This window comes from Streptomyces sp. NPDC085460 (assembly GCF_044541975.1).
Classification (GTDB): domain Bacteria; phylum Actinomycetota; class Actinomycetes; order Streptomycetales; family Streptomycetaceae; genus Streptomyces.
Window position 1 is genome coordinate 454039 of sequence record NZ_JBITTO010000007.1, and the last position, 25432, is coordinate 479470.

At 74.9% G+C, this 25432-nt stretch carries 24 protein-coding genes; 15 read left to right on the forward strand and 9 right to left on the reverse strand.

Features of this window, described 5'->3' with window-relative positions; all coding sequences use genetic code 11:
- The first annotated feature begins 94 nt into the window (after positions 1-94).
- Together ACIGHB_RS20935 and ACIGHB_RS20940 are read left to right on the forward strand one after the other, a co-directional pair.
- Positions 95-727: a carbonic anhydrase gene (locus ACIGHB_RS20935; RefSeq protein ID WP_360316745.1), complete on the forward strand. Its 633-nt coding sequence runs from the start codon at positions 95-97 to the stop codon at positions 725-727.
- The gene (locus ACIGHB_RS20940; RefSeq protein WP_399914948.1) at positions 724-1368 is read left to right on the forward strand and encodes an L-threonylcarbamoyladenylate synthase; all 645 of its coding nucleotides are present in this window, start codon (positions 724-726) and stop codon (positions 1366-1368) included. The genes ACIGHB_RS20935 and ACIGHB_RS20940 overlap by 4 nt, the downstream gene beginning before the upstream one ends.
- A gap of 55 nt (positions 1369-1423) precedes the next feature.
- Here the strand turns inward: ACIGHB_RS20940 and ACIGHB_RS20945 are convergent, their stop codons facing one another.
- From ACIGHB_RS20945 to ACIGHB_RS20955, 3 genes are all read right to left on the reverse strand, one after another.
- Positions 1424-1834 (reverse strand): RidA family protein, encoded by a 411-nt coding sequence (locus ACIGHB_RS20945; RefSeq protein WP_360316739.1) that lies wholly within the window; start codon positions 1832-1834, stop codon positions 1424-1426.
- Between the two features lie 272 nt (positions 1835-2106).
- Positions 2107-3450: an MFS transporter gene (locus tag ACIGHB_RS20950; protein ID WP_399914950.1), complete on the reverse strand. Its 1344-nt coding sequence runs from the start codon at positions 3448-3450 to the stop codon at positions 2107-2109.
- A gap of 89 nt (positions 3451-3539) precedes the next feature.
- Complete coding sequence (locus tag ACIGHB_RS20955; RefSeq protein WP_360316733.1) at positions 3540-3908, reverse strand: metalloregulator ArsR/SmtB family transcription factor; 369 nt, start codon at positions 3906-3908, stop codon at positions 3540-3542.
- 167 nt (positions 3909-4075) lie between these two features.
- On the opposite strand from ACIGHB_RS20955, the gene ACIGHB_RS20960 reads away from it, so the two are divergent.
- Positions 4076-4471 (forward strand): anti-sigma factor antagonist, encoded by a 396-nt coding sequence (locus tag ACIGHB_RS20960; RefSeq protein ID WP_360316730.1) that lies wholly within the window; start codon positions 4076-4078, stop codon positions 4469-4471.
- Between the two features lie 321 nt (positions 4472-4792).
- Here the strand turns inward: ACIGHB_RS20960 and ACIGHB_RS20965 are convergent, their stop codons facing one another.
- Positions 4793-5224, reverse strand: coding sequence for a VOC family protein (locus ACIGHB_RS20965; RefSeq protein WP_360320189.1), 432 nt, complete (start codon positions 5222-5224; stop codon positions 4793-4795).
- A gap of 121 nt (positions 5225-5345) precedes the next feature.
- Here ACIGHB_RS20965 and ACIGHB_RS20970 point away from each other — a divergent pair, with 121 nt between their 5' ends.
- Together ACIGHB_RS20970 and ACIGHB_RS20975 are read left to right on the forward strand one after the other, a co-directional pair.
- Positions 5346-6062 carry a 2-phosphosulfolactate phosphatase gene (locus ACIGHB_RS20970; RefSeq protein ID WP_399914953.1) on the forward strand — a complete coding sequence of 239 codons (717 nt, stop codon included), beginning with the start codon at positions 5346-5348 and terminating at the stop codon, positions 6060-6062.
- A 263-nt stretch (positions 6063-6325) separates the two neighbouring features.
- Positions 6326-7906, forward strand: a complete 1581-nt coding sequence (locus tag ACIGHB_RS20975; RefSeq protein ID WP_399914955.1) for a carbohydrate-binding protein — start codon at positions 6326-6328, stop codon at positions 7904-7906.
- Between the two features lie 30 nt (positions 7907-7936).
- Here the strand turns inward: ACIGHB_RS20975 and ACIGHB_RS20980 are convergent, their stop codons facing one another.
- From ACIGHB_RS20980 to ACIGHB_RS20990, 3 genes are all read right to left on the reverse strand, one after another.
- Positions 7937-8584, reverse strand: coding sequence for an HAD family hydrolase (locus tag ACIGHB_RS20980; RefSeq protein ID WP_399914957.1), 648 nt, complete (start codon positions 8582-8584; stop codon positions 7937-7939).
- Positions 8585-8630: 46 nt separating this feature from the next.
- Entirely contained in the window at positions 8631-10025 is a 1395-nt protein-coding gene (locus ACIGHB_RS20985; protein ID WP_399914959.1) for an NAD(P)/FAD-dependent oxidoreductase, read from the reverse strand.
- A gap of 141 nt (positions 10026-10166) precedes the next feature.
- Complete coding sequence (locus ACIGHB_RS20990) at positions 10167-11036, reverse strand: PaaX family transcriptional regulator C-terminal domain-containing protein (RefSeq protein ID WP_360320204.1); 870 nt, start codon at positions 11034-11036, stop codon at positions 10167-10169.
- Between the two features lie 173 nt (positions 11037-11209).
- Between ACIGHB_RS20990 and ACIGHB_RS20995 the strand changes: the two genes are divergently transcribed.
- The 5 genes from ACIGHB_RS20995 to ACIGHB_RS21015 all read left to right on the forward strand — a co-directional run bounded on the left by ACIGHB_RS20995 (position 11210) and on the right by ACIGHB_RS21015 (position 16854).
- A complete protein-coding gene (locus ACIGHB_RS20995; protein ID WP_399914961.1) occupies positions 11210-12136 on the forward strand; it encodes an SDR family NAD(P)-dependent oxidoreductase in 927 nt (308 codons plus the stop codon).
- An 11-nt stretch (positions 12137-12147) separates the two neighbouring features.
- Positions 12148-13017 carry an amidohydrolase family protein gene (locus tag ACIGHB_RS21000; RefSeq protein WP_399915045.1) on the forward strand — a complete coding sequence of 290 codons (870 nt, stop codon included), beginning with the start codon at positions 12148-12150 and terminating at the stop codon, positions 13015-13017.
- A 62-nt stretch (positions 13018-13079) separates the two neighbouring features.
- Positions 13080-14609 (forward strand): long-chain fatty acid--CoA ligase, encoded by a 1530-nt coding sequence (locus ACIGHB_RS21005; protein WP_399914963.1) that lies wholly within the window; start codon positions 13080-13082, stop codon positions 14607-14609.
- Between the two features lie 118 nt (positions 14610-14727).
- A complete protein-coding gene (locus ACIGHB_RS21010; protein ID WP_360320213.1) occupies positions 14728-15183 on the forward strand; it encodes a MaoC family dehydratase in 456 nt (151 codons plus the stop codon).
- A 57-nt stretch (positions 15184-15240) separates the two neighbouring features.
- Entirely contained in the window at positions 15241-16854 is a 1614-nt protein-coding gene (locus ACIGHB_RS21015) for an IclR family transcriptional regulator C-terminal domain-containing protein (RefSeq protein WP_399914966.1), read from the forward strand.
- 109 nt (positions 16855-16963) lie between these two features.
- On the opposite strand, the gene ACIGHB_RS21020 is transcribed toward ACIGHB_RS21015, so the two are convergent.
- A complete protein-coding gene (locus ACIGHB_RS21020; protein WP_399914969.1) occupies positions 16964-17701 on the reverse strand; it encodes a TetR/AcrR family transcriptional regulator in 738 nt (245 codons plus the stop codon).
- 160 nt (positions 17702-17861) lie between these two features.
- On the opposite strand from ACIGHB_RS21020, the gene ACIGHB_RS21025 reads away from it, so the two are divergent.
- On the forward strand, positions 17862-19496 hold the full coding sequence (locus tag ACIGHB_RS21025) for an amidohydrolase (protein ID WP_399915047.1): 1635 nt from the start codon (positions 17862-17864) through the stop codon (positions 19494-19496).
- Between the two features lie 233 nt (positions 19497-19729).
- Here the strand turns inward: ACIGHB_RS21025 and ACIGHB_RS21030 are convergent, their stop codons facing one another.
- Positions 19730-20845, reverse strand: a complete 1116-nt coding sequence (locus tag ACIGHB_RS21030; protein WP_360320225.1) for a LacI family DNA-binding transcriptional regulator — start codon at positions 20843-20845, stop codon at positions 19730-19732.
- Between the two features lie 142 nt (positions 20846-20987).
- Between ACIGHB_RS21030 and ACIGHB_RS21035 the strand changes: the two genes are divergently transcribed.
- From ACIGHB_RS21035 to ACIGHB_RS21050, 4 genes are read left to right on the forward strand one after another with little or no spacing between them, the layout of a single operon-like run.
- Positions 20988-22625 carry an ABC transporter substrate-binding protein gene (locus ACIGHB_RS21035; RefSeq protein WP_360320228.1) on the forward strand — a complete coding sequence of 546 codons (1638 nt, stop codon included), beginning with the start codon at positions 20988-20990 and terminating at the stop codon, positions 22623-22625.
- Positions 22622-23575 carry an ABC transporter permease gene (locus tag ACIGHB_RS21040; RefSeq protein ID WP_360320231.1) on the forward strand — a complete coding sequence of 318 codons (954 nt, stop codon included), beginning with the start codon at positions 22622-22624 and terminating at the stop codon, positions 23573-23575. The genes ACIGHB_RS21035 and ACIGHB_RS21040 overlap by 4 nt, the downstream gene beginning before the upstream one ends.
- Positions 23572-24441 (forward strand): ABC transporter permease, encoded by an 870-nt coding sequence (locus tag ACIGHB_RS21045; RefSeq protein WP_399914972.1) that lies wholly within the window; start codon positions 23572-23574, stop codon positions 24439-24441. The genes ACIGHB_RS21040 and ACIGHB_RS21045 overlap by 4 nt, the downstream gene beginning before the upstream one ends.
- 5 nt (positions 24442-24446) lie before the next feature.
- Entirely contained in the window at positions 24447-25430 is a 984-nt protein-coding gene (locus ACIGHB_RS21050; protein ID WP_399914974.1) for an ABC transporter ATP-binding protein, read from the forward strand.
- Positions 25431-25432: the final 2 nt, after the last annotated feature.

Below are 25432 nucleotides of genomic sequence, written 5' to 3' on the forward strand. Positions count from 1 at the left end.
TGCTGATACCGCGCGGGTGCGATCCGTCACAACGGGGCCCGGTGAGGGGTGGGCCTGTGGCGTGGGGGGCGGGTGGCCCGCATAGGGTGTCCGCATGCCCAGAACTTCTCCGGCCCTCGCCCTCGACGCCCTCCTCGACGGCAACCGCCGTTTCGTCTCGGGCACGCCCGAGCACCCCAACCAGGACGCGGCCCGCCGTACCGAGCTCGCGCCCGGCCAGGACCCGTTCGCCGTGATCCTCGGCTGCTCCGACTCCCGGCTCGCGGCCGAGATCATCTTCGACCGGGGGCTCGGCGACCTGTTCGTCGTCCGCACCGCCGGCCACGTCGCCGGACCCGAGGTCCTCGGCAGCGTGGAGTACGGGACGAGCGTCCTCGGCGCCCGGCTGGTCGTCGTCCTCGGCCACGACTCCTGCGGCGCGGTCGCCGCGGCCCGCGCGGCCGTCGAGGAGGGCTTCGCGGCCACCGGTTTCGTGCGCGACGTGGTGGAGCGGGTGACGCCGAGCGTCCTCGCGGCCAGGAACGCCGGCCTGACCTCGGACAGCGACATCATCGACGAGCACATCCGGCACACCGTGGACCTGCTGCTCGAGCGCTCCCGCGTGCTCTCCGACCAGGTCGCGGCGGGCGAGACGGCCGTCGTCGGCCTCGGCTACGAGCTGGCCGGCGGCACCGCCCGCCTGGTGACCACCCGCGGCGCCGTCGTGGAGGAGGGCACCCCGGCGTGACGTCCCGCTTCGACTGCTCCGACCCCGCCGCCCGCGCGGCGGGCCTCGCCGAGGCCACCGCCGCGGTGCGCCGCGGCGAGCTGGTGGTCCTGCCGACGGACACCGTGTACGGGGTCGGGGCGGACGCCTTCGACCCGAAGGCGGTCGCCTCGCTGCTGGCCGCGAAGGGCCGGGGCCGTCACAAGCCCTCCCCCGTCCTGGTCGACTCGGCCGCGGCGCTCGCCGAGCTCACGGACGAACTCCCGGACGCGGCCCGTGCGTTGATCGACGCCTTCTGGCCGGGCGGGCTGACCCTGGTGGTGCGCCACCGCGCGTCCCTGGACTGGGACCTGGGCGAGACCGGCGGCACGGTGGCCGTACGCATGCCGGACCACCCGCTGACCCTGGAACTGCTCGCCGCGACGGGCCCTCTGGCGGTCTCCAGCGCCAACCTGACGGACCAGCCGTCCCCCCAGGACTGCGACGCCGCGCAGGGCATGCTCGGCGACTCCGTCGCCGTGTACCTCGACGGCGGGCGCACGGCCGGGGCGGTCTCGTCGTCCATCGTGGACCTCAGCGGCGACACCCCGCTCCTCGTCCGCGACGGCGTCCTGCCGTTCGCCGAACTCCGCGCCCTCGTCCCGGACCTGATCGTCCGCTGACCCGAGGGGCCGCGCCCCCGGCACCCCGCGAGGGTGCCGGGGGCGCGGTCTTCCGTCAGGCGTCGAGGACGGCGGCGACGGCCTCGATCTCGACGAGCTGGTCGTGGTAGCCGAGCACGGTCACGCCCATGAGGGTGCTGGGCACGTCGTGCGCGCCGAAGGCGTCCCGCACCACCTCCCAGGCGGCCACCAGATCGGCCTGCCGGGTGGAGGCGACGAGCACCCGGGTGCTGATGACGTCCTCGATCCCGGCCCCGGCGTCCTTCAGCGCCGTCCGCAGGTTCTCGACGCAGGCCGCGGCCTGCCCTCGGTAGTCCCCGACGGCGACGGTCGCCCCGTCGGCGTCGAGCGGGCAGGCGCCCGCCAGGAAGATCAGCCGGGCCTCGGCCGGCGCGGTCGCCGCGTACGCGTACTCGGCGACGCCGGACAGGGTGGCGGAACGAATGAGGCTGACGGCACGGGGCACGGGGCGTCCTCTCGGCTACGACGGCGGCCCGGGGCCGCGCCGGCCCCGGGAACACCCCACCCTCTCAGGCTTCCTTTCCGCGCTCGACCGCGTTTCCCACACCCCCGGACACAGCGCCGTACCGCACCGGGTCGGGCCTCGCGGACGCCCGCGGCCCGGTCGGCTCGGAGCGCCCGTCGGGGCCGTTGGGCCCGACGACGGTGACGTCGGGGGACGGGGCGGTGGCGTCTGGAGGCTCGGGCGTGGAGGGGATGGTGCCTGATGGTGAGGGGTCAGCCGGTGGGGGTGGGCCAGTGGGGGTGCAGGGGGTCGATGCGGAAGGGGTGGACGTGGCGGTGGTCCGGGCCCGTGGCGGCGGCCGTGTGGGGGTGGCCGGCGGGGAGTTCGGGGTGGGCGTGCTCCAGTGCGTCGGGGTCGCCGCGCGGCCAGAGGCGGACGGCGGCGAGGGCCGCGGCCAGGGCGACGGCGGTGAGCGCGGCGGCGGAGACGGCGGTGCCCGCGCGGGCGGCGAGCCAGCCGGCGAGCGGGTAGGTGAGCAGCCAGCAGCCGTGGGAGAGGGAGAAGCGGGCGGCGAAGACGGCGGGCAGGTCGGGGTCGGCGGCGGACCGGCGCAGCAGCGTCCCGCCGGGGGTGAGGACCGCCGAGGTGGCGGCGCCGAGGCAGCACCAGAGGGCGAGCAGCCCGGGCCAGGCGGCCCCCGGGTGGGCGTCGCCCCAGCCGGTGGCCAGTCCGGCGGTGATCAGGGCGAGCACGGCCGCGAGGGCGCCGCCGGCGGGGAGCATGACGGCGCGGCCACCCGAACGGCCCAGCAGGCGCGGGAGGAGCAGCGCCACGGTCATCGAGCCCGCGCCGAACGCGGCGAGGGCGAGGGAGACGTCGCCGGGCGGGCGGGCGAGGCCGTCCTGGACGAGGACGACGGTGTCGACGAGGACCAGCGCGCCGGCGGCGGCGACCGCGAGGTCGAGCGCCAGCAGGGCGCGCAGCCGGGGCGTGGCGAGGAAGAGCCGGACGCCGGGGATCCGTCGCTCCGAAGGGCGCCTCCCGGCGTCCTCCGGGAGGCGCAGGGGCAGGACGAGGAGCGCGGAGAGGAGGAAGCCGGCCGCGGTGCCGGTGAACAGCCCGTCGTACGGGACGAGGGTGAGCAGCGCGGCGGCGAGGAGCGGGCTGACCAGGCTCTCCAGGTCGTACGCGAGCCGGGAGAGGGCGAGGGCCCGGGTGTAGTCGCGCTCCGCGGGCAGGACGCGCGGGATCGTCGCCTGGAAGACGGGGGTGAAGACGGCCGAGGCGGCCTGGAGCAGCAGCACGAGGGCGTACACCTGCCAGACCTGGTCCACGAAGGGCAGGGCCAGCGCCGTCAGGAGCCGGACGAGGTCGGCGCCGACGAGCAGGGTCCGGCGCGGCAGCCGCCGGGCCAGCGCCCCGGCGAGCGGTGCCAGACCGACGTACGCCGCCATCTTGAGCGCGAGCGCGGTGCCGAGCACGGCGGTCGCGTGGACGCCGGCGAGGTCGTACGCGAGAAGGGCCAGGGCGACGGTCGCGAGGCCCGTGCCGGTGAGGGCGACGGCCTGGGCGAGGAAGAGGTGCCGGTAGGTGCGGTCGCGCAGGACGGACAGCATGGGGACGCCCCCGGTCGGCGGTCGGATGCGGTCCTCTTCACCCTAGCCGACGCGTGCACATGTGCGCACATGTATGCCCTCGGGGGCTGTCAGTCGTGCCAGGGCTCCCCCGTCACCACGTGGTCCGCCCTGTTCAGGGCCTCGACGACCAGCCGCTTCAGATGCCCGTCCGGCAGCGCGTACACCATCCGCCGCCCGTCCTTCCGCGCCTGCACGAGCCCGCCGAGCCGCAGCTTGGCCAGGTGCTGGCTGACCGCGGGCCGGGCGGCCCCGCACGCCTCCGTCAGCGCGCCGACGTCGGCCTCCCCGCGCGTCAGCACCCACAGCAGCTGGAGCCGGGTGGGGTCGCTGAGCAGCCCGAACACCTCGGCCGCCGCGGCGAGCTCCGGCGCGCCAGGCGTGCGCGGATGGACGGGGGAGACGGGGGACAGCGCCTGTTCACGTACGGGATCCGCCATGCGCCCATCGTAGGGAGGCGGGGCCGGGCCGGACCGCCGGAGGGAGGGGGAGCTGTCCGCGTCTCGGGACGGGTGACCGATCCGTGGACCGCCGTGCACGGGAACACACTCTCGGGTGAGGATGCTCCGGACGGCCGGGACATGGCCGGGAGCGAGGAGAGACGACGATGACCATCGAGTGGCGCTACACCATCCACCCCGGCCTCGGCGTGCTCTCCCTGGCCGGTTTCCTCGGCCAGGAGGCCGTGGGACGGTTCCAGGGGGCCGTCGGCTGGGCGGTCGCGAGGGGCACCGGGCCCGTGGTGCTGGACCTGACCGGGCTGCGCGGCTGGTCCGACGGCGGCCGGCTCGCCGTGTCCGAGGCCGCGTCGCGGCTCGCCGCCGAGGGGCGCGGCCTGGAGCTCGCCGCCGTGCCCGGAGGCGGGGCGGACGGCGGCTTCGGTGACGGGAGGCCCGGCGGCATCGCCGTCCACGGCGACCTCGCCGCCGCGCTCGCCGCCCACCGGGACCGGGGCGTCGAGGAACGCGAATGGCGCAGCGACGCCTGGCCGGGGGACGCCTGAGCGGAGCCGCAAGGGCTACGGCACCCGTGGCGGTGGCCTTACGGACGCCTGAGCGGAGTCGCGCGGGCTACGGCACCTGCGGCGGTGGCCCCACGGCCACCTGAGCGGAGTCGCGAGGGCTTCGATGCCCGTGGCGGCACCCTGCCTGACACGCTGAGCGGGCTTCGACGCCCGGACCCGCCCGATCGCTGCCGCGCGGGCCCGGCGCCCGTGGCCTCGCCGCGCCGCCGAGGCGGGGGGGGCGGCGCGGTGCGTGCGGACGCGGCCGCCCGGGCCTTCCGGCCCGGACGGGCGGGGGGCCGCACGCCGTCGCGCGCGCCGTCAGTCGAGGCAGAACTCGTTGCCCTCGATGTCCCGCATCGCGATGCAGGACTCGTTCTCGCCGTCGGCGTACAGCGTGTAGTCGTGCACCGCGCCGAGCGCGACCAGGCGGGCGCACTCCGCCTCCAGGACGGTCAGCCGCTCCGCTCCGACGAGCCCGGTGCCGGCCCGTACGTCGAGGTGCACGCGGTTCTTGGCGACCTTGCCCTCGGGGACGCGCTGGAAGAACAGCCGGGGCTCGCCGTCCACCGGGTTGATCGAGGCCCAGTCGGCGCCCCTCCGTCCGGGCTCCGTACGGTCGAACTCGTCCCAGGAGGCGAAGCCCTCCGGCGGCGGGGGCGCGTCGTACCCCAGCGCGGAACGCCAGAAGCGGGCGACCCGCTCGGGTTCCGCGCAGTCGAAGGTGATCTGGAGCTGCTTGATGGACGGCATCGGGCCATCGTAGGGCGGGACTTCCGGCACCCCCAGCCATTTTTCGCGCGGCCCGGTCCGCCCCTGTGAAGCCGATCACGGTCGGGGCACCGCAGCGCCTCCGTACGGAATCATGATCCGGATGGACGCTCGCTTCCTCAGCATCCCCGCCCTCACCGAAGTCCCGTCCGCGGCACCGTCCGTGGCGGTCGTCGTGGACGTCATGCGCGCCTACACCGTGGCCGCCTGGGCCTTCGCCCGGGGCGCCGAGAAGATCGTCCTCGCCGCGTCGCGGGCCGAGGCGCTGGCGCTCCGGTCCCGCCACCCGGAGTGGGTGGCGCTCAAGGACGGGCCGCCCGCGCCCGGTTTCGGCCTCGTCAACTCCCCGGGGCTGCTGCGCTCCGCCGACCTCGCCGGGCGGACCGTCGTGCAGAAGACCACGGCGGGGACGGTCGGCGCCTTGGCGGTGAAGGACGCGGAACTCGTGCTGTGCGCCGGGTTCGTCGTCGCGGAGGCGACCGCGCGGGTCCTGCGGGAGCGCGCGGCCGGAACCGTCACGTTCGTGGTCACCGGCGAGGACGGACGGGCCGACGAGGATCTGGCCTGCGCGGAGTACATCGCCGGCCGGACCGTCGAACCCGGCACGGACGCCGCCGCGTTCCTCCGCCGCGCCGCCGCGTCCCGGGCCGCCGCCGAACTGGCGACGGGGATACGCGAGGGCGCCCACCCCGACGACGTCGCCCTCTGCCTGGAGCTCGACCGTTTCCCGTTCGCCATGGTGGCGGCCGTGGAGGACTCGCTGATGGTCCTGCGCCCGCAGCCCGTGCCGCCGGCGGACGGTGGCGGCGCCCCCAGCTGACGTCCGCGGCTCCCGGGCCACCCCCTCGGCCGCGGAATCCGCGGACGGTGGCGCCCCCAGCCGACATCGGAGCGGCTCCCGGACCGCTCCGAAGCCGCGGAATCCGACCCCTCACGACACCCCCTCACGTTCATATTCATGAACAGCCTTCACGTACCCGCATCTTGACGTGTCTTCGACACTCGCCCTAGCGTCGGCGCGAGCAGTCCCAGAAAGCGCTTTCTCCACTGTGTCCGAGCCGCCTCCCCCACCAGGAGACACCGATGCGCACCCCTTCCCTCGCCGTGAGCGTGGGCCTCGTCGCCGGCACCCTCGTCGCGCTGTCCGCCGCCGGCGGCGCCCAGGCCGCGACGGCCCGGTACGAGGCCGAGTCCTCGCCCGCCCTCTGCACCGGAACGATCGACTCCGACTGGACCGGGTTCTCCGGCAGCGGATTCTGCAATGGCACCAACGCCGTGGGCGCCGCGGCGCAGTTCACCGTGGCGGCGCCCGCCGCCGGGACGGCGACGCTCACCGTGCGGTTCGCCAACGGGACGACCACCGCCCGCCCCGCCGACGTCCTCGTCAACGGCACGACCGTGGCGGCGGGGGCGTCCTTCGCGTCCACCGGCACCTGGACCGGCTGGACGTCGAAGACGTTCACCGTGCCGGTCGCGGCCGGAAACAACACCGTCCGGCTGAGCCCGACGACCGCCGCCGGGCTGCCCAACGTCGACCACGTCGAGCTCTCCACCGCCGACACGCCCGCCCCCTCAGGACCGGCGCTCTACGTGTCCCCGACCGGCACCGCGGGCGCCTCCGGCACCCAGGCCGATCCGACGACGCTGGCCTCCGCGATCACCCGGGTCGGCGCCGGCGGCACGATCTACCTGCGCGGCGGCACGTACGCGCACGCGCAGACGGTGACCGTCGCCGCCGGCAACAACGGCACCTCGGCCGCCCGCAAGACGATCGCCGCCTACCCGGGCGAAACGCCGGTCCTCGACTTCTCCGCGATGGCCGAGTCCTCCTCGAACCGGGGGCTCGCCCTGAACGGCGACTTCTGGCACGTGAAGGGCCTGATCGTGCAGCGCGCCGGCGACAACGGCATCTACGTCGGCGGCAGCGACAACGTCATCGAGCGCACGGTCACCCGCTTCAACCGGGACACCGGCCTCCAGCTCGGGCGGATCGCCTCCTCCACCCCGCGCGACCGGTGGCCGGCCCGCAACCTCATGGTGAGCGTCGAGTCCCACGACAACGCCGACACGGCGGGCGAGAACGCCGACGGCTTCGCGGCGAAGCTGACCACCGGGCCGGGCAACGTCTTCCGGTACGCGGTCGCCCACCACAACATCGACGACGGCTGGGACCTCTACACCAAGCCGGACACCGGCCCGATCGACCCGGTGACGGTCGAGTACTCCCTCGCGTACACCAACGGCACCCTCTCCGACGGCACCGTGAACGCCAACGGCGACCGCAACGGCTACAAGCTCGGCGGGGAGTCCATCGCCGTCGACCACGTCGTGCGGCGCAGCATCGCGTACCGCAACGGCAAGCACGGCTTCACCTACAACAGCAACCCCGGCTCGCTGAAGGTCTCCGAGAACATCTCTGTCGACAACGCGCAGCGCAACTTCACCTTCGAGGCGGGCACCTCCGTCTTCCGGGGCAACACCTCCTGCCGGAGCACGGGCGGCGGCACCAACGACAAGCTGGTGGGCGACGCCGACGCCACGAACCAGTTCTGGACGGGCACCAACGGTTCGCGCTGCGCGAACTACGGCGGCGCGCTCGGCTGGTCCTTCGCCTCGAACGGCTCGCTCGCCGTCACCTTCGGGGGCAGGCCCGTCACCTGGTGACCCGCGAACCGCGCGCCCGTACCGGCTCGTTCAGGGACGGGCGCGCAGTTCCCTGCCCAGGGCGTACGCGGCCCGCAGGTCGTCCCCGTCGTAGCCGGCGCGGGCGAGGGCGCGCAGCCCGGGGCCCGCGTTGACGGCGACGGTGTGCCGCAGGACGGAGAAGAGCGGCACGTCGGAGCCGGAGTCGCCGTACGCGACGCAGGAGTCCCGGTCGAGCCCGAAGGAGGAGCGGAGCCGGTCGACGGCGGTCACCTTGTCCTCGGGGACGAGGATCCTCGCGGGGTCGGGAGCGGTCCGGAAGGGCGGTGGCGGGAAGCCCGAGGCCACGACGGCGTCGACGCCGAGGCCCCGGAGCCGGTCGGCGAAGAAGTCCGGCGAGAGGGTGACGACGACGGCCCGGTCGCCCCGGCTCCGGATGTCCGCGAGGACGTCGGCGAGCCCTCCGATCCACGGCGCGCCGTCGAACGCGTCGGCGACGACCTCGGGGGTGAGCGCGCCCCACAGCCCGTGCAGGGCGGCGGCGAAGCCCCGGGTGTCGATGATCCCGGCGGCGAAGTCGGCCTCAAGGGAGCGGAGTTCGTCCAGGCAGCCGAGCCGGGAGGCGATCTCCAGACTGGCCGAGGTGTCCCTCAGCAGGGTGCCGTCCATGTCGAAGACATGCAGCAGCCGTGCGTCCATCGCCGTCTCCTCCGGGGTCCGGGGGTCAGCGTACGTGGGGGGGCGGTCAGCTGCCGAAGCCGAGGCCGAGGCGGTCGAGGGTGCGCAGCCAGAGGTCGCGGCGGCCCTCGTCGCGGTCGGACCGGGCGAGCGAGCGCTGGGTGAGGCCGATGCCGATCGAGCGGGCCGGCTCGGGCGGGAAGGGCAGCGGCTTGCGGCGTACGAGCGCGAGGGAGGTGCGCTCGGTGCGGGCGCCGGCCAGCAGGTCGAGCATCACCTCGGCGCCGAAGCGGGTGGCGCCGACGCCGAGTCCGGTGAAGCCGGCGGTGTACGCGACCTTGCCCCGGTGGCTGGCGTCGAAGAAGACGCAGAAGCGGGTGCTGGTGTCGATGGCGCCGCCCCAGGCGTGGCTGAAGCGGACCCCCTCCAGCTGCGGGAAGGTGCGGAAGAAGGTGCGGGCGAGGGTGGCGAAGGTCTCCGGGCGCCGGTCCCGCTCGGCGCCGACGCCGCGCGAGCGGTCGTACACGACGTCGTAGCCGCCCCACAGGACGCGGTCGTCGGCGGAGATCCGCACGTAGTGGAAGTGGTTCGCCGGGTCGGACCAGCCCTGGCGGTTCTTCCAGCCGAGGGCGGCGAGCCGCTCCGCGCTCAGCGGTTCCGTCATCAGCGCGTAGTCGTAGACGGGGACGGTGTAGGGGCGGTGGCGGCGCAGCAGCGACGGGTAGGCGTTGGTGGCGAGGGCGACGCGGCGGGCGGTGATCCGGCCGTAGGGGGTGCGGACGGCGACGACGGCGCCGTGCTCGTCGAGGGCGAGGCCGGGGGTGTGCTCGTGGACGCGGACGCCGAGGTCGAGGCAGGCGCGCTTGAGGCCCCAGGCGAGGCGGGCGGGGTTGACCATGGCCGTGTCGCTCTTGTTCCACACCCCGCCGAGGAAGGTCGGCGAGTCGATCTCGGCGCGGACGGCGTCGGCGTCGAGGAGGGCGGTGGTGGCGCCGTACCGCTCGGCGGTCTCGGCCTCCTCCGCGAGCCAGGGGACCTGGTGGGGTTCGGTGGCGATGGTGAGGGAGCCGGTCCGCTCCCAGTCGCAGTCGATCCCGTACCGCTCGACGGCGTCCTCGATGGCCTGGAGGTTCTCCCGGCCGAGGCGTTCGAGGGTGGCGATCTCGCCCGGCCAGCGGGCGAGGCCGTTGCCGAGGCCGTGGGTGAGGCTCGACTCGCAGAAGCCGCCGTTGCGGCCGGAGGCGGCGTGGCCGACCTCCTCGCCCTCGATGAGGACGACGTCGGCGGAGGGGTCGCGTTCCTTGGCGAGGAGCGCGGTCCACAGGCCGGCGTAGCCGCCGCCGACGACCAGGAGGTCGCAGGTGGTGCCTCCCACGAGGGCGGGGGTGGCCGGCGGGCGGCGGGGGTCGGCGAGCCAGAACGGGGTCGGAGCGGTGTCCCGCAGCGCTTTCAGGTGGTCCATGGGGGTGTCCTTCGGATCGCGGAGGAGCCCGGTCGCGGGGCTCCTTCCGAGGTGCCGCCCATGAGACCCGGCCGCGCAGGACAAGGTCAATGGTGTTGACGTAAGGATGCCCGTATCGGCTCTGACCTGGACCGATGCCGTTCAGCTCCGCGGGTCCCAGCGGTCCAGGAGCTCTTCCGCGATGCGGCGGGCGCCGGGGTCGTACCGTTCCGAGAGCGTCCGGAAGCTCCGCTCGGCGGCCTCGGCGGGCCAGGCGTCGGGGAGGTGTTCGGCGGGGAGGTACGGGTCGCGGCGGACCAGTTCCAGCCAGTCGGTGTGGAGCAGCAGCTGGCGGCCGAGGTCGTCGCGGGCGTCGGCGGAGGCGGCTCCCCCGTCGTCCCAGCGGGCGGAGAAGGCGCGGTAGCCGGCGGCGATGGCGTCGAGGTCGAAGGCGGTACGGAGCAGGGGGCCGGCCTCGGTCGGCGCGGCGGCCTGGCCGTGGAAGGCCCTGATACGGTCGCCGAGCCCGAGCTCCGCCGCGAGGGGTTCGACGTCGACGCGGCCGGGGGCCGCCCACAGGCCGCTCTGGAGCGGGCCGAAGCCGGCCCAGACGAGCCGGGAGCGCAGGTCGTGCCGCTCCCGGCGCCAGGACTCGGGGAGCGAGAAGCCGACGAGGGTCCAGGTGCCGTCCCAGGCGCGGTTGACCGCGCCGGTGCGCCGGACGCGTTCCTCGCCGTCGGCGAGGACGGCGGCGGCGCGCTCGGTGAGCGAGAAGTACATGCGGCGGCCGCGCCGGTGCCGGTCCAGGAGCCCTCGTCCGACCATGCGGGTCAGCGTGGAGCGGACGGCGTCCTCGCCGACGTCGGCGCGGGCGAGGGCGTCGATGACGCTCGCCGAGGAGAGCGCGGTGCCGGTGCCGAGCACGTGGATGCCGAAAAAGCTCAGCATCAGGGACTGGGGGCGGGGCGCGGCGCCGTGTGCGCCGGATTCGGGCTCGGCTTCGGCGGCGCGCCGCGGGGCGGAGGGGGTCACGGGGACAGCGTAGGCGGGCGGGTCGCCGGGGAGGTCGCTTCCCGAAGAATATTCGGCACTTTGTTGACCGCAGCCGAGAAACTGCCTAACTTGGGCGCCGCCGGTGGGTATGCGAGGCGCCGTTCCCGCGCCCCGCCCCCGGCGTCCCTCGACTCACGGGAAGGACCCCGTTCATGACCCCTCCTCAGCCGAACCCGGTGGATCTCACCGGCAAGGTGGCCGTCGTCACCGGAAGCGGCCGCGGTCTCGGCCTCGCCTACGCCCGCTCGCTCGCCGCCGCCGGCGCCGCCGTCGTGATCAACGACGTGGACGCCGGGGCCGCGACCGCCGCCGTGCGGCAGATCACCGAGGCGGGCGGGCGGGCCGTCGCCGAGGTGGTGCCGGTGGGTACGGCCGAGGCGGCCGACGCGCTCGTCGCCCGGGCCGTGGACAGCTTCGGCCGGATCGACACGATGGTCACCAACGCGGGCGTGCTCCGCGACCGGGTGCTGTGGAAGATGACCGACGACGACTTCGACACCGTCGTCCAGGTGCATCTGCGCGGCACGTTCACCTGCGTCCGCGCCGCCGTGGAGCGCATGCGCGAGCAGGGTGACGGCGGACGGATCGTCGTCGCCGGCTCCCCCGCGGGACAGCGGGGCAACTTCGGCCAGACCAACTACGCCGCCGCCAAGGCCGGCATCGCCGCCATGGTCCGCACCTGGGCGATGGAGCTGGGCCGCGCGGGCATCACCGCCAACGCCGTCGTCCCGGTCGCCGCCACCGCCATGACCAGGACGATCCCGGCCTTCGCCCCGCACGTCGAGGCGCTGGAGCGGGACGGCGTCCCGCTCCCGGACAGCCTGCGCAAGGGCGAGGGCTTCGGCACCCCCGAGGACGTCGCCGGCCTGGTGGCCTTCCTCGCCTCCGACGCCTCGGCCGGCGTCACCGGCCAGTGCATCGGCATCGGCGGCGACAAGCTCGCCCTCTGGTCGCACCCCCAGGAGATCGCGGTGGCGTACGCGGACGGCGGCTGGAGCGCGGACGCGATCGCCGCCGCCTGGCCGGTCTCGGTCGGCCGCGCCCCGGAGACCTACGGCATCCCCGCCCCGGTCCTGTGAGCGCCGCCGTGATGGACCTCGACGCGCTCGTCGCCATCGACATGCACGCCCACGCGGAGGTCTCCGCGAAGGGCGGGGCGTCGCTCTCGGCCGAGCTGGACGCCGCCGCCGGGGCGTACTTCAAGACGGGGCACCGGCACCCCACGCTCCCGGAGATCGCCGCGTACTACCGCGAGCGTGCGATGGCCTGCGTGGTCTTCACCGTGGACGCGGAGTCCGCCACCGGCACCCCGCCGGTGCCGAACGAGGAGATCGCCGAAGCCGCCGCCGAGAACCCGGACGTCATCATCCCGTTCGCCGGCGTCGACCCGTACAAGGGGAAGGCGGCGGTCCGTCAGATCCGGCGCCTGGCCAAGGAGTTCGGGGTCAAGGGGTTCAAGTTCCACCCGAACCTCCAGGCGTTCCACCCCCACGACCGGATGGCCTACCCGCTGTACGAGGCCATCGAGGAGGCGGGCGCGATCGCCGTCTTCCACACCGGGCAGACCGGCATCGGCGCGGGCGCCCCGGGCGGCGGCGGGATCCGGCTCAAGTTCTCGAACCCGATGGACGTGGACGACGTCGCCGCCGACTTCCCCGGCATGCGGATCGTCCTCGCCCACCCGTCCTTCCCCTGGCAGGACGAGGCGCTGGCGGTGGCCACGCACAAGCCGAACGTGTACATCGACCTGTCCGGCTGGTCGCCGAAGTACTTCCCGCCGCAGCTCGTCCACTACGCGAACAGCCTCCTCCAGGACAAGGTCCTCTTCGGCTCCGACTATCCCCTGCTGACCCCGGACCGCTGGCTCGCGGACTTCGCCGGGCTGCCGCTCAAGGACGAGGTCCGGCCGAAGATCCTCAAGGAGAACGCGGCCCGCCTGCTCGGCCTCACGCGGTCCTGAGCCCCCACCACCACCCGAGTCCCACCACCACCCGAGTCCCACCACCCTCCGAGGGAGACGCCATGCGCAACCAGGGCATCGGGTCCTGGCCGGCCCGCCGGAACCGCAGGAGCCCCCGCCGCACCGCCCTCCTCCACGAAGGGCGCGCGACCGACTACGCGACCCTCCACGAGCGCTGCACGCGCCTCGCCCACGCGCTGCGGCGCGCGGGCGTGGAGCGCGGCGACCGGGTCGCCTTCCTGGGCCCGAACCATCCGGCGTACCTGGAGACGCTGTTCGCCGCCGGGATGCTCGGCGCGGTCTTCGTCCCGCTCAACAACCGGCTCGCCGTCGCCGAACTGGCCCACCAGCTGACCGACTCCGGCAGCCGGGTGCTGGTGCACGCCCGGCAGCCCGACGGCAGAGCGGCCGCGCTGGCCTCGGCCGCCGGGCTCGCCACCCTCCTCTCCGTCGAGGGCGAGGGCCCCGGCCAGGGGTACGAGGAGCTGCTCGCCGCCGCGCCGGCGGAGCCGCTCGACGAGGAGGTGGGCCACGACGACGTCTGCCTCATCATGTACACCTCGGGCACCACGGGCCGGTCCAAGGGCGCCGTCCTCACCCACGGCAACGTGATCTGGAACAGCCTCAACGTCGTCGTCGACACGGACGTCACCGGCGACGAGGTCGCCCTCGTCGGGGCGCCGCTCTTCCACACCGCCGCGCTCAACATGAGCTGCCTGCCGACCCTGCTCAAGGGCGGCACGGTGGTCCTGGAGTCCGCCTTCGACCCGGAGCGGGCGCTGCGCCTCATCGAACTGCACCACGTCACCGCGCTGTTCGGCGTACCGACGATGTACGACGCGATGGCCGCCGCCCCCGCCTGGGCGGAGACGGACCTCAGCGGTCTGCGGCTGCTGCTGTGCGGCGGGGCGCCCGTGCCGGGCCGCACGGCACGGGCGTACCTGGAGCGGGGGCTCGCCTTCGTCCAGGGGTACGGGATGACCGAGACCGCTCCCGGCGCGCTGGTCCTGGGCCGCGCCGAGGCGGCGAGCCGCGCGGGTTCGGCGGGCGTGCCGCACTTCTTCACCGACGTGCGGGTGGTGCGCCCGGACGGCACGGAGGCGGCGCCCGGCGAGAAGGGCGAGGTGGTGGTCTCGGGGCCGAACGTGACCCCGGGCTACTGGAACCTCCCGGAGGCGACCGCCGCGGCCTTCCGCGACGGCCGTGACTTCCGCTCAGGCGACGTCGCCACCGTCGACGCCGACGGCTACGTCACGCTCGTCGACCGCCTGAAGGACATGATCATCTCGGGCGGGGAGAACATCTACCCCGCCGAGGTCGAGGACGCTCTGCTCCGGCACCCCGACGTCGCCGAGGCGGCCGTCTTCGGCGTCCCGGACACCCGCTGGGGCGAGGTCGGCCGCGCGGTCGTCGTACCGCGCCCCGGCACCTCGCCCACCGCCGGGGAACTCCTCGGCCACCTGGAGGGCCTGCTGGCCCGCTACAAGCTCCCGCGGAGCGTCGTCCTCGCGCCCGCGCTGCCCCGCAACGCCACCGGAAAGCTGCTGAAGGGGCCCCTCAGGGACCGCTACGGCGACGCTCCCACCCCCTGACCCGGAACCGCCCCCTTGCCCCGGAACCGCCCCCTCGACCCTGCACCGCACCCCTGCCCCTGCCCCTGCCCCTGAACCACCCCCTCTCCTCCCGACTTCCCACCTTCAGGAGACACCCATGTCCCTCACCGTCCACGGCATCGACGAGATCCGCGCCCAGGCCGGCGCCGACCTCGGCCACAGCTCCTGGGTCGAGATCGCCCAGTCCCGGGTGAACACCTTCGCCGACGCCACCGGCGACCACCAGTGGATCCACGTCGACGAGGAGCGGGCCGCCGCGGGCCCGTTCGGCGGCACCATCGCCCACGGCTACCTCACCCTCTCCCTCCTGATCCCCATGTGGAGCGAGCTCCTGCGCGTCGAGGGCGTCTCGATGGCCGTCAACTACGGCCTGAACAAGGTCCGTTTCCCCTCGCCCGTCCGGGTCGGCTCGAAGATCCGCACGCACGGCAGGATCGACACGGTCACGGACGTGCGCGGCGGCGTCGAGGTGGTCGTGGACCTCACGGTGGAGATCGACGGCTCCGAGAAGCCGGCCTGCGTGGCCCAGGCGGTCTACCGCTTCTCCGCCTGACCCCCTGACCTCCTCCGGAGCCGGGTACCGTTCTCCCGGCTCCAGAGGAGGACGGACATGACGGCGGCGAAGCCCGACGAGGTGGTGGGCCCGCTCGACCGGGGGCTCGCCGTGCTGCGGTCCGTGGTCGCGGGACCGGACGGACGCCGGGGTCTCGGCGAGATCGCCCGGGAGACCGGCCTCGCCCGGTCCACGGTCGACCGGGTCGCCACCACCCTCGGCGTCCTCGGCGTGCTGCGCGCCGAGGGACGCGACCTCCTGCTCGCGCCCGGCGCCGCCGAGATCGGCAACGCCTATCTCGACCACTGCCGGCTGCCGGCGCTCCTCGGCCCGCACGCCGCCGCGCTCGCCGAACGCCTCGACGCGCCGGTGTCGCTCGCCGTCCCCGACGGGGACGGCGTCCGCTTCCTCACCCAGGCGACCCGGCGCCGTGCCATGGCGTTCTCCTTCCGCCCGGGTGACCTGCTGCCGGCCGAGTCCTGCGCGCCCGGCGCCCTGTTCGCCGCCACGTGGGACGAGGAGCGGTTCGCCGCGTGGCGCGAGCGGCACGACGGCGCCCACCCGGACGACGCCGGCTTCCCGGCCCGGGTGCGGCGGGCCCGCGAGCGCGGGGCGTCCGTCGACGACCAGCTGATCGAGCCGGGGCTCGTGGCGATCGCCCTCCCCGTACGGGACCCGGCGGGCGCGGTGGTCTGCGCCGTCAGCGTCGCCGGCCACACCCGCCGGCACGACGCCGCGGCCCTGGAGGCCCTGGCCCTGCCGGCGCTCACCCGGACCGCCGCCGCCATGGAGGCGGCGCTCGCGGCCGACACCGGACGCCCGCGGGCCGCCGACGTCCTCCCCGCTGCCGCCCCCGCCACCGACGGCCCCGCCCTGAAGGAGGAGCTGGGCTCCGGCTTCCTCCAGTCGCTGGCCCGGGGCCTGGACGTGCTGCGCGCCTTCGGAGCCGTACGCGGGCCGGCCCGGCTCACCGATCTCGCCCGGCTCACCGGACTGCCCCGGGCGACCGCCCGCCGCTCCCTGCTCACCCTGCGCCACCTGGGGTACGTACGCGAGGAGCCGGCGGGCTTCGTCCTGCTCCCCCGCGTCCTCGAACTCGGCCACGCGCGGCTCTCCGCCCTCACCCTCCCCGAGATCGCCACCCCGCACCTGGTCCGGCTGGTCCGGACCGTGCGCGAGTCCGCGTCGGTCGCGGTGCTCGACGGCGACGACATCCGGTACGTGGCGCGGGTCGCGGGCAGCCGGCTCCTGCACATCGACATCGTCGTCGGCACCCGGCTGCCGGCCTACGCCACCTCCATGGGCCGGGTGCTGCTGGGCGCGCTGCCGGAGGCCGAGCGGGACGCCCGCCTCGCCCGGGTCACCCCGGAGGCCCTGACGCCCCGGACGCTGACCGGGCCCGGGGAGCTGCGGGAGGCGGTGGCGGTGACCGCCGCGCGGGGCTTCGGCTGGGTGGAGGAGGAGCTGGAGGAGGGACTGCGGTCGATCGCCGTTCCGGTGCGCGACGGGTCGGGGCGGGTCGTCGCGGCTCTCAACGTCGCCCTGAACGCGGGCCGTTGCGCGCCGGAGGAGAGCCTCGCGGTGCTCCTGCCGCGGCTGCGGGAGACGGCGGGCCGGATCGGCGCGGACCTCGCGGCGGTCGGCCGCCACGCTCCCGTACCCAGCGCGTGACGGGTCGTCAGGCGGTCGGTACGGCCGCCGCGCCCCCGGACCACCGCCCGGCGGGCGTCAGGCCGTCGGTCGGGCCGCCGCACTCCCGTGCCCGCCGCCCGAAGGGGCGTCAGGCGGAGTCTCCGCCGCCCCTCGCCGGGGGCCCGGCCGCGGCCGGGTGGAGTGCCTCCAGCGCCGTCAGCAGGAGTTCCAGGGCGAACGGGTAGCCGCTCCGGCGCATGTCGGCGGCGAGGAGGGGGTACGTCGCCGCGATGTGCGGATGGGTCTCGGCCGTGAGCCGGCCGTAGACCTCCCCCCAGACCTCGGTGTCCGCCTCGCCCGCCGCCTCCGGCAGCGCGGAGGCGGCCGCGTCCTGGGCCGCGAACGCCAGGGCCTGGTCGACGAAGGCGTGGTAGGCGCGGACCGCCAGGGGGTCGGGGAAGCCGCCCTCCCGCAGGATGCCGAGGATCTTCTCGACCGCCCGCGTCTCGTTCGGCCCGCCCGTCGTGCGGTGCGCCGCGAGGAGGGCCGCCTGGGGCTGGGCGACGTAGGAGCCGTGGATGCGCCGGCCCATCGCGCGCAGGTCGGTCCGCCAGTCGCCGCTCGACTCCCAGCCCTCCTGCGCCCGGCCGATGACTTCGTCGGCGATCGCGATGAGCAGGGCGTCGGTGTTGCGGAAGTAGCGGTAGAGGGCACTCGGGTCGGCGCCGAGGGCGGCGCCCAGCCTGCGTACGGAGAGGGCTTCGGCGCCGTGCTGGGCCACCAGGCGCAGCGCGGTGTCGATGATGAGCCGTTCGGAGAGGACGGCGCCCTGCTTGGTGGGCCGGCGGCGCTGCCGGTTTCCTTCGGGTACGACACGTGCGGACATGGCCGGGACCTTACGTCAACACCATTGACGTGTAAACGGCTCGCGGGCTTCCATGACGCCCGTGACCCGCACGGCGGTGCCCCGCGAGAACCGGACCCGTCCGGACCCGCCCGCCGGAGCCGGCACGACCCCGTACGACCCCGCACGCAAGGGAGCTGGTATGCCCCAGGCCGATCTGGTCTTCACCGGAGGCCCCGTCCTCACCCTGGATCCGGCGCGGAGCCGGGCCACCTCGCTCGCCGTGACCGGCGAGCGGATCACGGCCGTCGGCCACGACGAGGTGCGCGAACTGATCGGCCCCGGCACCGAGGTGGTGGACCTGGCCGGCAAGCTGCTGCTGCCGGGCTTCCAGGACGCCCACGTCCACGCGGTGGGCGGCGGCAGCGAGCTGGCCGAGTGCGACCTCACGGAGAGCGTCGACGTGCCGGAGTACCTGGAGCGGATCCGCGCCTACGCCGAGGCCCACCCCGACCGGGAGTGGATCACCGGCGGCGGCTGGTCGATGGAGAGCTTCGCGGGCGGCATGCCGACCCGCCGGCTGCTCGACTCGGTCGTCGCCGACCGTCCCGTCCTGCTCTCCAACCGCGACCACCACGGCGCCTGGGCCAACACCCGGGCCCTGGAGCTCGCCGGGATCACCGCCGACACCCCGGATCCGGCCGACGGCCGGATCGAGCGGGAGGCCGACGGCACCCCGAGCGGCATGCTCCAGGAGGGCGCGACCGGACTGGTCTCCCGCCTTGTGCCGCCGAGCACGGCGGAGGACCGGCTCGCGGGGCTGCTGCGGGCGCAGCGGCTGCTGCACTCGCTGGGCATCACGGGCTGGCAGGACGCGCTGCTCGGCTCCTTCAACGGCATGTCCGACCCGTCGGACGCGTACCTGACGGCGGCCAAGGACGGTTCGCTCACGGCCCGGGTGACCGGCGCGCTGTGGTGGGACCGGGAGCGCGGCTCCGAGCAGATCCCCGAACTGGTGGCGCGGCGGGCCGAGTTGACGTCGGGACGGTTCCGGGCGACCTCGGTCAAGATCATGCAGGACGGGATCGCGGAGAACTTCACGGCCGCGATGCTGACCCCGTACCTCGACGGCTGCGGCTGTGCCACCGGCAACACCGGGCTCAGCTTCGTCGACCCGGTGGCGCTGCGCGGCCATGTGACCGCACTCGACGCCCTCGGCTTCCAGGTGCACTTCCACGCGCTCGGCGACCGTGCCGTGCGGGAGGCGCTGGACGCGGTCGAGGCGGCGATCGAGGCGAACGGGCGGCGCGGCAACCGCCACCACCTGGCCCACCTCCAGGTGGTCCACCCCGACGATCTGCACCGCTTCGCCGCGCTCGGCGCCATCGCCAACATCCAGCCGCTGTGGGCGGCCCACGAACCGCAGATGGACACGCTGACGATCCCGTTCCTCGGGGCCGAACGGGCGTCCTGGCAGTACCCGTTCGGCTCGCTGCTGCGCTCCGGCGCCACCCTGGCGGCCGGCAGCGACTGGCCGGTCTCCAGCCCGGACCCGCTCGCCGGCATCCACGTCGCCGTGAACCGGCGCGACCCGGAGGCCGGGGACGACCGGGTGTTCTACCCGGAGGAGCGCATCGACCTGCTCTCCGCGCTCACCGCGTACACCGCGGGCACCGCCCATGTGAACGGCCTCGACGACGCGGGCAGCCTCCTCCCCGGCCACCTCGCCGACCTCGTCGTCCTCGACCGGGACGTCCTGGCCGCGCCGGCCGAGGAGATCGCGGAGGCCCGGGTGGAACGCACCTACGTCGGCGGCCGGCTGGTGTACGCGTCCTGAACGGCGCACGGCCGGCGTGTACGCGTCCTGACCGGCGTTACGGCCGGCGTGTACGCGTCCTGACCGGCGTTACGGCTCCGGCCCCGGCGGCCCGACCCCGGGCACGGCGTACGGCTCCGGCCACGTCGTCCCGCACCAGGCCCACGTCGTCCCGCGCCAGGCCCCCACCAGGCCGGCGTCAGGCCCACGCCAGTCCGGCGCCGGGCCCACGCCAGTCCGGCGCCGGGCCGGCGTCAGCCCGGCCGCAGCGACGAGGCGCGGACGTCGAGTCTGACCGGCACGAGCGCGCCGCCGGTCTCCTCGCGGCCCTCCTCCAGGACGGCGACGAGGTGGGCGATCCCCGCCTCGGCGACGGCGTCCGGGCGCAGGCTCAGGGTCGTCACGGGCGGCTCGGTGTGCACGGCGGTCTCGTCCTCGCTGACACAGACGAGGAGCAGGTCGCCGGGGACGCCGTAGCCGTGCCGGCGGGCCGCGTCCAGGACGAGCGGCGGGCTTGCCTCGGCGACCACCAGCAGGGCGTCGGGGCGGTCGGGCCCGCCGAGGGCGGTCTCCACGGCCCGGATCACCGGCCCGTTGCCGGGCTCCGCGGCCCGTACGGTCCGCTCCGGCAGTCCGTGCGCGGCGCACCACGCCCGGTGCGCCGCGTCCACCTCGCGGTGGAAGCGGGTGCTGGAGTCGGGGACGACGAGGACCGGGCGGCGGGCGCCCTGGGCGTGCAGGTGGTCCAGGGCCTGGCCGACGGCCGCGGTCGCGTCCACGTCCACCCAGTGGGCGCCGGGCCGGCCCTCCACGGACCGGTCGCTGAAGACCGGGATGCGGGCGGCCAGCAGGTCCTCGACGATCCGGTCGTCGGCGACGGGGTCCGCGACGACCACGGCGTCGAGGGGCAGCGCCGCCCACTCGCTCTGGAGCGAGCCGGCGGGCAGCAGCACCACCGCGTAGCCGCGCGCGAGCGCGGTCGCGGCGGTGGCCCCGGTGAGGCGGGCGAAGTACGGCGACTCCAGGAAGGTCCACGGGGTGTCGGCCAGCTCGCCGACCACGTAGCCGATCAGCCGGGCCCGTCCCGCGCGCAGCTGGCGCGCGGTGGCGTTGGGCCGGTACCCCATGCGGCGGGCGGTCTCGCGGGCCTTCTCCCGGACCTCGGGGGAGAGCCGGCCGGTGCCGTTCAGGGCCGCCGAGACGGTGGTCTTGGAGAGGCCGGCCTCGCGGGCCACGTCGACGAGGCGGACCCGGGGGGCGGGCGGCACGGCGGCCCGTCCGCCCGCGCCGTCCCGCCCCGGCGCACCCCGCCCCGGTGCCTTCGCGCCCCGCTCCGGGGTCGCTCCGCCGTGCTCTGAAACGTCGGTCATGGGCTGATGCTGTCACCTCCATGACCATTGCAAAACCGTTCCCGCAAAGCTGGCGGGAACTCTTGTGCGGGAACGTTCCCGCATCAATACTCGCTCCATCCCCCCAGCGCCCGTCACGACACCCGTAAAGGGGTGGGTCCGCATGCGCACGCCCAGAATCACCGCACTCGTCTGTACCGCCGCCCTCGCGGCCTCCCTCACCGCCTGCTCCGGCGCCACCCGCCCGCCACAGGGCACCACCGGAGGAGCCGACTTCCAGGTCTCCCCCACCTCGCCGGCCGCCAAGGGCCCGCTCTCCTCCTTCACCTGGTCGCTCTACGCGGAGCCGTACACCCTCGACTACGCCCTCGCGTACGACTACCCGCCGAACACCGTCCTCGCGAACGTCTGCGAGCAGCTGCTGCGGGTCACTCCGGACCTGCGGATCGAGCCCGGTCTCGCGGTGAAGTGGACGCGGCCCGACCCCCGCACCCTCGTCTACACCCTGCGGCCCGGCGTGAAGTTCCACGACGGCACGGTGATGACCGCCGACGACGTCGTCGCCTCCCTGAAGCGGCAGATGGACCCGGCCACCGGCTCCCCGTGGGGCTCCGCCTTCAAGACCGTCGAGTCCATCGAGAAGTCCGGCCCGCTGGAGGTGACGATCAGGCTCGGCAAGGCCGACGCCCTCTTCCACGAACTGCTCGCCGCCTCCCCCGGCACGGTCGTCAGCGCCGCCTCCCTCGCCGAGGAGGGCAAGGACTACGGCACCCCCGCGGGCAAGCTGAACTGCACCGGCCCCTACTCCCTGGAGAAGTGGGCGCAGGGCGACAGCATCACGCTGAAGAAGCACCCGGACTACTGGGACGAGAAGCTCACGCCGAAGTCCGAGGCCGTGCGGTTCACCTTCGTCGAGGACGCCGCCGCCCGCGCCAACGCCTTCCTCTCCGGCACCGCCGACGGCGGCTACATGGTCCCCGCCTCCTCCTTCGCCCAGCTGCGCGGCAGCGGAAAGGGCCGGCTGCTCTTCGGCCCCAACACCGCCGCCGCCAACCTCGCGGTCACCGACTTCAAGGGCACCCTCGGCGACCTCCGGGTCCGCAAGGCGCTGTCGATGGCGCTCGACCGCGCGAACATCGTCAAGGCCGCGGCCGGCGGCGTCGGCGTACCGGCCAAGGCCCCCGCCGCACGCGGTGCCTGGGCGCTCGTCCCGGAGAAGACCGCCTCCCTCTTCGACACCCTGCCCGAGCCGGTGTACGACGTGGCGGCGGCGAAGAAGCTGATTCAGGAGGCCGGCGCCACCGGCCGCAAGGTCACCCTCGCCACCAGCTCGCTCTCCCCCGAGATCAGCGTGGTCGCCAACGCCGTCCAGGCGGCCGGCCGCCAGATCGGCCTGGACGTCGAGCTCCGGCCGGTCGCCCCGGACGCGTACAGCAACCTCTTCGTCGACCCGGCCGCCCGCGACGGCCTCGACCTGGTCATCACCAACGGCTACGACAACACGCCGGACCCGCTGGAGTTCTACCAGTACCTGCGCACCGGCGACTTCGGGAACTACGGCTCCTGGTCCGACGCCGAGTACGACCTGGCCTTCGACCGCGCCAACACCGAGTACGACCCCGCGAAGCGCACCGAACTCACCGCGAAGGTGCAGGAGATCGCGCTCGCCCAGCTGCCCGTCATCCCGGTCTACGAGGCGCCCTACTCGGTCTTCCTCGGCAAGCGCGTCACCGGCGCGCCGACCGGCATCGCCCAGCTCTACTACCCGTGGGCCGCGACGATCGGGGCCGCGCAGTCATGACCCGCTTCCTCGCCGGCCGCCTCCTCGGCCTCGTGGCGGTGCTCTTCGTGACCTCGGTCATCGTCTTCGGCACCGTCCACCTCGCCCCCGGCGACCCGGTCACCTTCCTGCTGCACGGCCGTCCCGCGACGCCCGAGGCCGTGGCGGCGCTGCGGGCCGAGCACCACTTGGACGACCCGCTCGTCGTCCAGTACGGGCGGTGGCTCGGCGGCGTCCTCGGCGGCGACCTCGGGCGCTCCGCCCAGTACCACCAGGACGTCACCGCGCTCCTCGGCTCGCGGCTCCCCGGCACGGCCCTCCTCGTCGGCTACGCGGCCGTCCTGGTCACCGTGGCCGGCGTCGGCGCCGGCGTCCTCGCCGCGCTCCGCCCCGGCGTCCTCGACAAGACCGTGCTCATCGGCACCGGCGTGGCCACCGCCACCCCGTCGTTCGTCACCGCGATCGCGCTCGTCTCGGTCTTCTCGGTGCAGCTCGGCTGGTTCCCCGGGCCGGGCGCCGGGGCCGCCGAGGGCCTGGGGGCCCGGCTCCACCAGCTGACCCTGCCCGCGCTCGCGCTCGCCCTCACCTTCGCGGGCCTGCTGGCCCGGGTCACCCGCTCCGCGATGCTCGACGAGCTGGGCCGCGAGCACGTCGAGGTGGCGCGCGCCCGGGGCGTCGCCGGCCGGACCGTGGTCCGCCGGCACGTGCTGCGGAACGCCCTGGGTCCCGTCGTCACCGTCGGCGGCACCATGCTCGCCGGTCTCCTCATCAGCACCTCCATCGTGGAGACCGCCTTCGACGTGCCCGGACTCGGCTCGCTGCTCGTGCAGTCGGTCACCTCCCAGGACTTCGCGGTCGTCCAGGCGATCACCCTGCTCAGCGTGGCGGCGTTCGTCCTCGTCAACCTCGCCGTCGACCTGCTCGCCCCGCTCATCGACCCCCGTCTCTCCCCCGGGGAAGGCTCCTCATGACCTCCACCCTCACCACGGTGCCGTACCGCAGGCCGGGCCTGCGGAGGCTGCGCCTCCTCGGGCAGGGTCCGCTCTTCACGGTCTCGGTCGCGGTGCTCGCCGCGCTCGTCCTCGTCGCCGTGCTCGCCCCGCTGCTCACCCCGTACGACCCCGAGGCCCTCGACCTGGGCTCGAGCCTCGTCGGCACCTCCGGCGACCACCTCCTCGGCACCGACCAGTCCGGGCGCGACATCCTGTCCCGGCTGATCCAGGGCGCCCGCACCGGTCTCCTCGGCCCGCTCCTGGTCGTCGGCGTCTCCACCCTGCTCGGCACCCTGCTCGGCGTGGTGGCGGCCTGGCGCGGCGGCTGGGCCGACACGCTCCTCTCCCGCGCCATGGACCTGGTCTTCTCCATCCCGGGCCTGATGCTGGCGATCCTCCTGGTCGCCGTCACCGGCCCGGGCATGACGGCCCCCGTGATCGCCATGTCCGTCGCGTACACCCCGTACGTGGGACGGCTGGTGCGCGGCATCGCCCGGCAGGAGAAGGCGCGGCCGTACATCGAGGCGTACGTGGTGCAGGGCTGGTCGGGCTGGACGGTCTGCGTCCGGCACCTGCTGCCCAACATCGCGCCCACCGTCCTCGCGCAGTCCGCGATGAACTTCGGCTACGCCCTGATGGACCTGGCGGCCCTGTCCTTCCTGGGCTTCGGCGTCCAGCCGCCCACCGCCGACTGGGGCGCCATGATCAACGAGGGGCAGGGCGCGGTGCTCCAGGGCGCGATGCTGCCGGCCCTCGCGCCGTCCGTGTGCATCGTGCTCGCCGTGGTCGCCTTCGGCATCGTCGGCGAGGGGCTCGCCGACCGCATCGCCCGACGGGAGAAGTGACCCCCATGAACCACTCGACACCCCCTCCCGTCCTGGAGATCGACGGCCTGGAGCTGCGGCTCCCCGAGGGCCGGGCCGCCCGGCCGATCCTCGACGGCGTCAGCCTGACCGTACGGCCCGGGGAGACCGTCGGCCTGGTCGGCGAGTCCGGCTCCGGCAAGTCCGTCGCCTGCCGCAGCGTCCTCGGCCTGCTCCCCAAGGGCGCCCGCACCGCCGGCTCGGTGCGGGTCAACGGCGCGGACGTCCTCGCCATGGACCGGACGCGGCTCGCCGCGCTGCGGGCCCGCGAGGTCGCCATGGTCTTCCAGGACCCGCGTGCCTCCGTCAACCCGCTGCGCCGCGTCGGCGACTTCCTCACCGAGGGGCTGCGGGCCGCCGGCACCCCCGCCGCCGAGGCCACCGCGCGCGCCGAGGAACTCCTCGCCGCGGTCGGCATCCGCGATCCGCGCGGGGCCCTGCGCCGCCGGCCGCACCAGTTCTCCGGCGGCATGCTCCAGCGGGTCGTCATCGCCGCCGCGCTCGCCGCCGAACCGGCGCTGCTCGTCGCCGACGAACCGACCACCGCCCTCGACGTCACCACCCAGGCCGAGGTCCTCGCGATCCTGGCCCGGCTGCGGGCCGAGCGCGGCACCGGCATGCTCTTCGTCACCCACGACCTGGAGCTGGCCGCCGCGATCTGCGACCGGGTGTACGTCATGTACGCGGGCCGGATCGTGGAGACCCGGTCCACCGGCGAACTGTTCGACCGGCCCCGGCACCCCTACACCGCGGGGCTGCTCGCCTGCACCCCCCGCATCGAGGCCGGTTCGCCCGCGCCGCGCCCGATCCCGGGCCGCCCGGTGTCGCTCGCCGAGGCGCCGCCCGGCTGCGCCTTCGCCGCCCGCTGCGCGCACGCGGTGGCGCGGTGCGCGCGGGAGAAGCCCGAACTGGCACGGTACGGCGAGGGCCATGCCGCGTGCCTCCGCGCCGAGGAAGGGATCGCGCTGTGACG

What these genes read in the sequence shown, in the direction of transcription:
- ACIGHB_RS20935 (WP_360316745.1), top strand. Translation starts at nt 95, where the DNA reads ATGCCCAGAACTTCTCCGGCCCTCGCCCTCGACGCCCTCCTCGACGGC.
- ACIGHB_RS20950 (WP_399914950.1), bottom strand. Translation starts at nt 3,450, where the DNA reads ATGCTGTCCGTCCTGCGCGACCGCACCTACCGGCACCTCTTCCTCGCC.
- ACIGHB_RS20955 (WP_360316733.1), bottom strand. Translation starts at nt 3,908, where the DNA reads ATGGCGGATCCCGTACGTGAACAGGCGCTGTCCCCCGTCTCCCCCGTC.
- ACIGHB_RS20960 (WP_360316730.1), top strand. Translation starts at nt 4,076, where the DNA reads ATGACCATCGAGTGGCGCTACACCATCCACCCCGGCCTCGGCGTGCTC.
- ACIGHB_RS20965 (WP_360320189.1), bottom strand. Translation starts at nt 5,224, where the DNA reads ATGCCGTCCATCAAGCAGCTCCAGATCACCTTCGACTGCGCGGAACCC.
- ACIGHB_RS20970 (WP_399914953.1), top strand. Translation starts at nt 5,346, where the DNA reads ATGGACGCTCGCTTCCTCAGCATCCCCGCCCTCACCGAAGTCCCGTCC.
- ACIGHB_RS20975 (WP_399914955.1), top strand. Translation starts at nt 6,326, where the DNA reads ATGCGCACCCCTTCCCTCGCCGTGAGCGTGGGCCTCGTCGCCGGCACC.
- ACIGHB_RS20980 (WP_399914957.1), bottom strand. Translation starts at nt 8,584, where the DNA reads ATGGACGCACGGCTGCTGCATGTCTTCGACATGGACGGCACCCTGCTG.
- ACIGHB_RS20985 (WP_399914959.1), bottom strand. Translation starts at nt 10,025, where the DNA reads ATGGACCACCTGAAAGCGCTGCGGGACACCGCTCCGACCCCGTTCTGG.
- ACIGHB_RS20995 (WP_399914961.1), top strand. Translation starts at nt 11,210, where the DNA reads ATGACCCCTCCTCAGCCGAACCCGGTGGATCTCACCGGCAAGGTGGCC.
- ACIGHB_RS21000 (WP_399915045.1), top strand. Translation starts at nt 12,148, where the DNA reads ATGGACCTCGACGCGCTCGTCGCCATCGACATGCACGCCCACGCGGAG.
- ACIGHB_RS21005 (WP_399914963.1), top strand. Translation starts at nt 13,080, where the DNA reads ATGCGCAACCAGGGCATCGGGTCCTGGCCGGCCCGCCGGAACCGCAGG.
- ACIGHB_RS21010 (WP_360320213.1), top strand. Translation starts at nt 14,728, where the DNA reads ATGTCCCTCACCGTCCACGGCATCGACGAGATCCGCGCCCAGGCCGGC.
- ACIGHB_RS21015 (WP_399914966.1), top strand. Translation starts at nt 15,241, where the DNA reads ATGACGGCGGCGAAGCCCGACGAGGTGGTGGGCCCGCTCGACCGGGGG.
- ACIGHB_RS21020 (WP_399914969.1), bottom strand. Translation starts at nt 17,701, where the DNA reads ATGTCCGCACGTGTCGTACCCGAAGGAAACCGGCAGCGCCGCCGGCCC.
- ACIGHB_RS21025 (WP_399915047.1), top strand. Translation starts at nt 17,862, where the DNA reads ATGCCCCAGGCCGATCTGGTCTTCACCGGAGGCCCCGTCCTCACCCTG.
- ACIGHB_RS21030 (WP_360320225.1), bottom strand. Translation starts at nt 20,845, where the DNA reads ATGACCGACGTTTCAGAGCACGGCGGAGCGACCCCGGAGCGGGGCGCG.
- ACIGHB_RS21035 (WP_360320228.1), top strand. Translation starts at nt 20,988, where the DNA reads ATGCGCACGCCCAGAATCACCGCACTCGTCTGTACCGCCGCCCTCGCG.
- ACIGHB_RS21040 (WP_360320231.1), top strand. Translation starts at nt 22,622, where the DNA reads ATGACCCGCTTCCTCGCCGGCCGCCTCCTCGGCCTCGTGGCGGTGCTC.
- ACIGHB_RS21045 (WP_399914972.1), top strand. Translation starts at nt 23,572, where the DNA reads ATGACCTCCACCCTCACCACGGTGCCGTACCGCAGGCCGGGCCTGCGG.
- ACIGHB_RS21050 (WP_399914974.1), top strand. Translation starts at nt 24,447, where the DNA reads ATGAACCACTCGACACCCCCTCCCGTCCTGGAGATCGACGGCCTGGAG.